General features: G+C 35.2%; 7 protein-coding genes and 2 pseudogenes. 3 read left to right on the top strand and 6 right to left on the bottom strand.

What is annotated here, in order from left to right; all coding sequences use genetic code 11:
• The first annotated feature begins 745 nt into the window (after positions 1-745).
• Positions 746-1,192, top strand: a complete 447-nt coding sequence (locus tag ACFVSH_RS02420; protein ID WP_387704663.1) for a DUF5946 family protein — start codon at positions 746-748, stop codon at positions 1,190-1,192.
• 575 nt (positions 1,193-1,767) lie between these two features.
• Here ACFVSH_RS02420 and ACFVSH_RS02415 read toward each other — a convergent pair.
• The 4 genes and pseudogenes from ACFVSH_RS02415 to ACFVSH_RS02400 form a co-directional block, all read right to left on the bottom strand.
• The gene (locus tag ACFVSH_RS02415; RefSeq protein ID WP_377413913.1) at positions 1,768-2,220 is read right to left on the bottom strand and encodes a nucleoside deaminase; all 453 of its coding nucleotides are present in this window, start codon (positions 2,218-2,220) and stop codon (positions 1,768-1,770) included.
• A 258-nt stretch (positions 2,221-2,478) separates the two neighbouring features.
• Positions 2,479-2,576: pseudogene (locus ACFVSH_RS02410) on the bottom strand (DUF4822 domain-containing protein); the annotation flags it as partial.
• Between the two features lie 105 nt (positions 2,577-2,681).
• Positions 2,682-2,903 carry a hypothetical protein gene (locus tag ACFVSH_RS02405; RefSeq protein WP_387704669.1) on the bottom strand — a complete coding sequence of 74 codons (222 nt, stop codon included), beginning with the start codon at positions 2,901-2,903 and terminating at the stop codon, positions 2,682-2,684.
• A gap of 364 nt (positions 2,904-3,267) precedes the next feature.
• Entirely contained in the window at positions 3,268-3,468 is a 201-nt protein-coding gene (locus tag ACFVSH_RS02400) for a helix-turn-helix domain-containing protein (protein WP_387704660.1), read from the bottom strand.
• Positions 3,469-3,890: 422 nt separating this feature from the next.
• Between ACFVSH_RS02400 and ACFVSH_RS02395 the strand changes: the two genes are divergently transcribed.
• Both ACFVSH_RS02395 and ACFVSH_RS02390 read left to right on the top strand, forming a co-directional pair.
• Positions 3,891-4,724, top strand: a complete 834-nt coding sequence (locus ACFVSH_RS02395; RefSeq protein ID WP_387704658.1) for a glycerophosphodiester phosphodiesterase — start codon at positions 3,891-3,893, stop codon at positions 4,722-4,724.
• Positions 4,725-4,819: 95 nt separating this feature from the next.
• A pseudogene (locus ACFVSH_RS02390) lies at positions 4,820-4,998 on the top strand (DDE-type integrase/transposase/recombinase); the annotation flags it as partial.
• A 364-nt stretch (positions 4,999-5,362) separates the two neighbouring features.
• Here ACFVSH_RS02390 and ACFVSH_RS02385 read toward each other — a convergent pair.
• Together ACFVSH_RS02385 and ACFVSH_RS02380 are read right to left on the bottom strand one after the other, a co-directional pair.
• Entirely contained in the window at positions 5,363-6,310 is a 948-nt protein-coding gene (locus ACFVSH_RS02385; protein ID WP_387704656.1) for a sugar kinase, read from the bottom strand.
• Complete coding sequence (locus ACFVSH_RS02380; RefSeq protein ID WP_387704654.1) at positions 6,310-6,951, bottom strand: bifunctional 4-hydroxy-2-oxoglutarate aldolase/2-dehydro-3-deoxy-phosphogluconate aldolase; 642 nt, start codon at positions 6,949-6,951, stop codon at positions 6,310-6,312. The genes ACFVSH_RS02385 and ACFVSH_RS02380 overlap by 1 nt, the downstream gene beginning before the upstream one ends.
• Positions 6,952-6,988 lie beyond the last annotated feature (37 nt).

Genomic DNA, 6,988 nt, shown 5'->3' with positions numbered 1-6,988 from the left:
GCGAGCCTGATGCTCATTGGGCAAGCTATTATTCATATTCAAAAAAATTCAACATTACAACTTAGAAACATCGGTCCATCCACGGATACCTTATTACCGATTATAGGTAAACAAAAAATTAATGCTGCATCATTTACAATAGTGAAACTTGATTAGCTAAATGGTTAATGGAAGGCGAAATAAACTAAGCGACCTTGTGATTCCGAAGTTGATGGATGATCAAGGTCGCTTTTTAGTAAGAAAAATTTTCTTCATCGATTTGACTCTCATTTTCTCTTATTGTTTTTAACAACATTTATGAAAAAGGAGAGTGAAAATGACATGGTGGATGGATTTTTGATACTAGAATTATAGAGAGAAAAAATAGCCCTAATATGCATAGACAATCAAAAATTTCACAGCCGAATACATTATATTGAAAACTAAAATTAATAAGGAGGTACAGATTTTGTATTATCATCCACAAAATAGGCCCCATACAGAATGTAGCTTTGAAATAAAGTCGTACTGATTATAAAAAAGATGTACCGTTTTAAAGAAAGTTATACCGTTTGCAAAAAAGATGTATCGTTTTATTCCTTTTCGATTGAAGATTCTAAATGAGTTTTAATCGAACTTTATTTTAAAGCTAAAAATAACAGTAGAAAATTATAAGAACCATGATTACACAATTAATTGACATTTACGTAACGTGAAGACTTAAAATTTATATGGTTATAATTAAGTTAGGAAAGGAAAATTAATTATGGTTAATAACGATACAAAAATGGAATTGGGACGATGTGTCGAATGTGGGGCCAAAGAGATAGAGGGATATTCATGTTATGAGCAATTTGGTTTTCCGCTTGTTTGGGAGCATAACGATCCAGCATTATATGCTTTACATTTCTGGCTTGTTTCCTGCTATATGATACAACATCCATCAAATTATACAGAAGATGGGTATAGATATTTAATTACATTATTTACTGAGGCATATGATAAGGAATGGGAAGTAGCTTATATTCTAAAGAGAAACCGTGAATTAGTTAGCAATATAGATAAAATAACAAATCCTGTACCTAATAAGGATAGACAGCGTACATTTAAATTTTGGTCCATGACAATCAATGATATATATATAGGGAAAGAAAAAAATGCAATCGAAAACATAAATAAGTGGAAAGATCAAATAAGAATCGAATTAAAGTAATAGGGCATTAGTTCAATGAAAATTATATCCCTCTACAAATGTACAAGTATGAAATAATCAAAGGATTACTGTTTCCGTCAATCGTGAACAAGTGTAATTGAAATGATCAAAATTTTTTATAAAACTATAACTTTGTTTAAAGAAGATACTCCATTTTGATCAAACTTTTTTCAAAATGGAGTGTTTTTGTTTGTTATCAAATTAGGAATCGTTATGCCTTTTTACTCAAACCTTATTCGAAAACTACACAGAATTAACTGTAAACAGGGGTAGCGTCACATTGCCATCAAGTTAAAGTTTTGTAGTACCCCCAGAACGAAATTTTGGACTTTCTTGTAACTTATAAGCTCAATTTATCGTTTTGGGGATGACCTATTTTCTTGGGTTGATGGGCATAGGGTACCACCAGCAAAACGCATATTTACAACGTTAAGGATACTCCAGTATTAAAAATCCCAATCTCTCAGTAATATTAATGAGAAATTGGGATTTATTCAACAATTGCGCCCGTTTGCTGAAGCAATAAACTTATATAAACTTGTTCCCTGAATCATTAAACCCACAGTTTCCCAAGACTACGTTCTCTCCTTCCAAAGCTTCATTGGATTTTTTTGCCCTTCATTTAATGGCATTTGTATCATCGAAAGTGAGCGTTCTGCTTTTGTTTTTTGTAAATCCTCATATATAATTTTAGATTTCCCTAATCCCACTTCAACCGCATTCTCAACTGAAGCACAATAAAAAACCTTTTCGATTCCAGCAAAGTACATTGCCGTTAGACACATTGGACAAGGCTCCCCACTTGCATACATTGTATAACCTGATAGGTCATTCGTTTGTAATTGCTCTTGCGTGCGCCGGATAGCCAGTAATTCCGCATGTCCACTAACATCATAAGTTTTGTGCAGCTCATTAACACCTTCAGCTACAACGTTGTTATTTTTCACAAGTACTGCACCAAAAGGTTGTCCACCCTCACGAACATTTTCTACCGCTAGTTCTACTGCTCGTTCCATGAATTTATCCATTTCAAAACCTCCATTAATGATTTAAATTAAATAATGTTAATGTAATTATAAGACATTAACATTGGCCTTGCTGAATAATCGTTCACCTATAAACACTATAGTTCTATAAATTTGAAATTGGGGATACCATTGTCGGAGGAAAAAGTTCAGTTGTCCAAGAATTTCCAATTATTTTTTTTCTTGTTAAAGGAAAACAAAAAGGGGAACAGAGAAATCCATTCCCTTTTTGACTAGATGCTAATCCTAGTTTGACGTTTTTCATTTAGTGAAATTTGGTTTAAGATCACCTTTATAAGATTCATGCTCAACGAATACGGTATGTCTTTACCATCTTTGTCTTTGCCAGTTCTTTTATAATATAGTAATAGCTTGATAAAACGCTCGAAATACCAATTTATTATTGTTTGAATGTCCCAATACATAACTAATAATGGAGCCGTCGTAAAGATCTAAAATGGCGCTTAAATACGTTTCCTTCCGTTTCCTAATTTGAACTCCGTGACATCTGTTACCCATTTTTCATTGGGCTTGATTGCAGTAAATTCGCGATTTAGTCTATTTTCAGCGACATATTGCGCAGGTGAAGGAACATAGCGCTTTCTTTTCCGTCGAATCACGGACTGTAATCCAGCGATGTGCATTAAGCCATAAATACGTTTATGATTAATCTTTTTATGATATATCCTATTTTAATAATTAATTTCATTCTTCGAAACCCATAAATGCCTCCTACTCGCGCATAAACGGTTTGAATTTTCCGAAGAATTTCTTCATTCTCTAATTCTCTAGCTGTTGGCATACGCTGTAGCCATTTATAATAAGCAGCACGATATACACCGGCAATTTCACATAAAAGGATTACTAGCAGGTTTTCAATGGCATGAAAATCTTGAATCGCTTTATATTTATTTTGTAGACGAACGCTTGTTAACGACGCCTCCTTTCAAATTCCTCTAACTTTTTTTAAAAAGCATTTTCTGCACGTAATGGTTCATTTTCTCGCTCTAAACGTTTCATTTCCATCTTAAACTTTTCTTCATCTGTTAATTAATATTCCTCTTTCTTTCGACCGCGTTTATCTTGTAGTGCTTCTTCACCATCTGCTTCAAACTTTTTGACCCATTGATATACCTGTTGATAAGAAACTTCATAGCTTTCGGCTGCGAGCAGATAGTTTTTCTGAAGTTGTATACAATAATTTACAATTTTAATTCGTTCTTCTAACGTTGTTTTTCTTCTACCTGTCATAGAGTTTGTTCTTTTACCGGTATCATTTAATTCTCTATGACTATTATACTTTGTTTTTAGGCGTCCTTATAGTAAAAGATAATATACGAACAGGCACTCTTATATCGATGATAATGGCTTGTTTAGGAGTAATGGTAATTACTTATGACTATGGCAAAATTCCATGGATCGCAATCTCTTTAGCTATTACTTCTGGGATTTATGGATTAATGAAAAAGTATATAAAGACAGATACACGAGGCATGCGTAACTTTGAAATAAAGTTTGAACGGTCCCTTACTACTTCGGAATCTTGACCGTAAATCTCCATTTGATTAAAAAGGATATTAAACATATAAAACCATTACAGTATAAACATATTACTTCAACATTTCTTTTCTATAATTATAGCTGTATACATATTTTAGATTGGAGATGGTGACATGAACAAAAAATTATTAGCAGGTGCCGGGGTAGCGTTTACTATGTTATTCAGTCCACTAAGTCAAGTTTTTGCATCAGAAACAATAACAACAGGAGACTTAAGAAAGGTTGATAATGTTGCCCATCGTGGTGCATCGGCATATGCACCTGAAAATACGATTGCTGCTTATGATAAAGCAGTAAAAATGAAGGCAGATTATATTGAAATTGATGTTCAAAGAAGCAAGGATGGAGAATTAGTACTTATCCATGATACGACAGTTGATCGAACGACGGATGGATCTGGAAAAGTTGGTGATTTTACGTTTGATGAACTAAGAAGCCTTGATGCAGGCAGCTGGAAAGATGAGAAATTTGCTGGTGAACAAATCCCAACATTTGATGAGATTCTTGATCGTTACCACGGGAAAATTGGAATATTAGTAGAATTAAAGGCTCCAGAGCTATATCCTGGGATTGAAGAAAGTGTAGCTGAAGAATTAAAAGAACGAAATCTTGATAAACCACAAAATGAAAAAATCATTCTCCAATCATTTAACCATGAATCAATGGAAAAAATGAATGATCTCGTTCCTAAAGTTCCAATCGGTGTGTTAACATCTTCAAGAGCTGACACAACAGAACAAGCCTTACAGGAATTTTCAACCTATGCTGACTATTTTAATCCAAGCTATGGAATTGTTACTAAAGAATTAGTGAATCAAGTTCACTCTCTTGATATGAAAATTGGATCATGGACAGTACGTAGTCAAGAGGCAGCAGATTTCCTATTAGATATGGGAGTTGACGCTATTATTACGGATTATCCAGATTATGTAGATCCAAGAAACTAATATTTGTATAGTTATTAGAAAAAAGGTCGATTTCTACAGGAGATTGATCTTGGGGTTGAAACCTTCTTAACGTTTCATTGGTTGGCTTAAGATGACGTCGTATTAAAAAACGAATTCATCCGATGCTTGGATTAAAGTCCTTACGGACTGCCAAACGAATTATTGCGGGAATAGAGGCAATGCACATGATCAAAAAAGGACAACTCTCCAAAGGGAGAAGTCTGTCCAAAATCAAAAAGAATTCATCCATCAATTGTTTGGACTAGTTCCTTAAGACCAGGGGTCACTAGAAATCTTTCGCTTTTTTATATTTTCTTCAAGTATTTGCACCAGAACCAGATTCACAGCTAATAACCATTGCTTTCTACAATATTTTCCTTAGTGTATGTTTTCCGCGTTTTGCTGGTAGGACCCATGACGCTACCCCTATAAGTGAATAAAAATCCCGATTTTGATGAATCTATTTCAAAATCGGGATTTTTTTATTTATGGAACCAACCAAGATTTCTATATTTCTAGTTCTATCTTGTCACAAAAACGTCCACAGTCGTCGCATCCATGGAATATCAGTATGTCAAGTTTCATTGATTTCTTGCACCAAGCCCTTTTCTAGAAGCCCCTCAGAAAACGAAACAATATTATCGAACTTTTATTTCTATGCCTTCCATTTGCGCTAATGAGGGAAGGCTTTCCCAATCGCCTTTTCCTTGAATAATATATGCCCCCATCTTATTACCTCGTTCAAGTGCCTTTTCAAGATTATTAGCATCCAATCCGTCTACGCCAATAGAAAGAAATCCAGCTGCATAAGCATCCCCTGCACCAACTGTATCAACTACTTTTTCTACTTTTTCCCCTGATACTTTAACTGTTGTACCATCCTTTAACATACCAAGTGAGCCTTCAGAACCGAGTTTCATTGCTACAACTTGCGGTCCAAGCTGAAGAGCTTTTCTTGCTAAATTTTCAGGGTTTCCCTTTCCAAGTAAAAACTCTGCCTCGTCTATTCCCGGCATAAATATATCACACAAAGAAATTAATTCTACAAGCGCTTTTTTAGCCTTTTCTTCATTCCATAATTTAAAACGCATATTCGGATCAAAAGAGACTGTTAACCCTAAAGATTTTGCCATTCTCATACACGCAATAGTAAAATCTAACGTTTTCTCTCCAAGAGCTGGAGTTATACCGGTCATGTGCAAATGACCAGCATCTACGAACCAATGTTCTTGAACATGTTCCGGCCCCCACTTACTTGAAGGAGAACCTTTCCTATAATAGTAGACACATGGTTCTCCTACTTTATAAATTTCCTTAAAATATATGGAAGTGGGGTTGATCTCATCTCGTTCTACTTTTGAGATATCAACATTTTCCCCAGCTAGTGTAGCCTTGATCACATCGCCAAATGGATCTTTGCCTAAACACCCAATCCAACGTGCTTGCTTTCCAAGACGGGTAAGGCCTATTGCTACATTCGATTCTGCTCCTCCGATGGTTTTTGAATACAAAGATGAATACATTAATGGCTTTTCCTCTAATGGTTGAAAAAGGAGCATCGTTTCTCCAATTGTTACTACATCCATTATAATCTACTACTTTCTTGATTTACTGCTGTTACGTATTTTCTAGCAAGGTTGGTCAAGTCATCAAAACGATTCTCTTCAATCAACTTTTTATCTACTAGGCTACTGCCAAGACCAACACCAAGAACACCAGCTTCAAGGAAAGTTTTAATATTTTGAAGATTGACTCCACCCGTTGCAATAATCGGAATAGAGTCTAGTGGACCTTTAACATCCTTGATATAATCGATGCCAAGCAGTCCAGCAGGGAATAATTTAACAGCTTCTGCTCCGGCTTCCCAAGCCCGGACCATTTCAGTGGGAGTCATCACTCCCGGCCAAATAACAACTCCTTGATCGATACTGTAAGAAACAACCTCCTCATCTAGATTAGGAGTAATTAAGAAATCCGCCCCTGCAGAAATCGCTTCTTTAGCCATTTGTAAATTTAAAACGGTTCCTGCGCCGATTATCATTTTATTACTAAATAGGCTCTTCCAGCGGTTGATAGCTTGTAATGCCCCCTCACTGTTCATTGTAACTTCAATTAGCTTAATGCCACCTCGGTTCAATGCATCTGCTGTTTCATCAAGTTTTTTTTCAGAAACATTGCGAAGAATCGCAATTATTTTTTCCTTATTTAACGCTTCTAGTATAGACATTCAAACACTCCCAACATTTCAATAAATGTAATTTGGT

Source organism: Peribacillus sp. NPDC058002 (assembly GCF_042886655.1).
In the GTDB taxonomy this organism is placed as follows: domain Bacteria; phylum Bacillota; class Bacilli; order Bacillales; family DSM-1321; genus Peribacillus; species Peribacillus aracenensis.
Note: the sequence above shows the minus strand (reverse complement) of the source record. Positions and strands in the feature narration are given on the sequence as shown.

What these genes read in the sequence shown, in the direction of transcription:
- ACFVSH_RS02385 (WP_387704656.1), bottom strand. Translation starts at nt 6,310, where the DNA reads ATGGATGTAGTAACAATTGGAGAAACGATGCTCCTTTTTCAACCATTA.
- ACFVSH_RS02420 (WP_387704663.1), top strand. Translation starts at nt 746, where the DNA reads ATGGTTAATAACGATACAAAAATGGAATTGGGACGATGTGTCGAATGT.
- ACFVSH_RS02380 (WP_387704654.1), bottom strand. Translation starts at nt 6,951, where the DNA reads ATGTCTATACTAGAAGCGTTAAATAAGGAAAAAATAATTGCGATTCTT.
- ACFVSH_RS02415 (WP_377413913.1), bottom strand. Translation starts at nt 2,220, where the DNA reads ATGGATAAATTCATGGAACGAGCAGTAGAACTAGCGGTAGAAAATGTT.
- ACFVSH_RS02400 (WP_387704660.1), bottom strand. Translation starts at nt 3,468, where the DNA reads ATGACAGGTAGAAGAAAAACAACGTTAGAAGAACGAATTAAAATTGTA.
- ACFVSH_RS02395 (WP_387704658.1), top strand. Translation starts at nt 3,891, where the DNA reads ATGAACAAAAAATTATTAGCAGGTGCCGGGGTAGCGTTTACTATGTTA.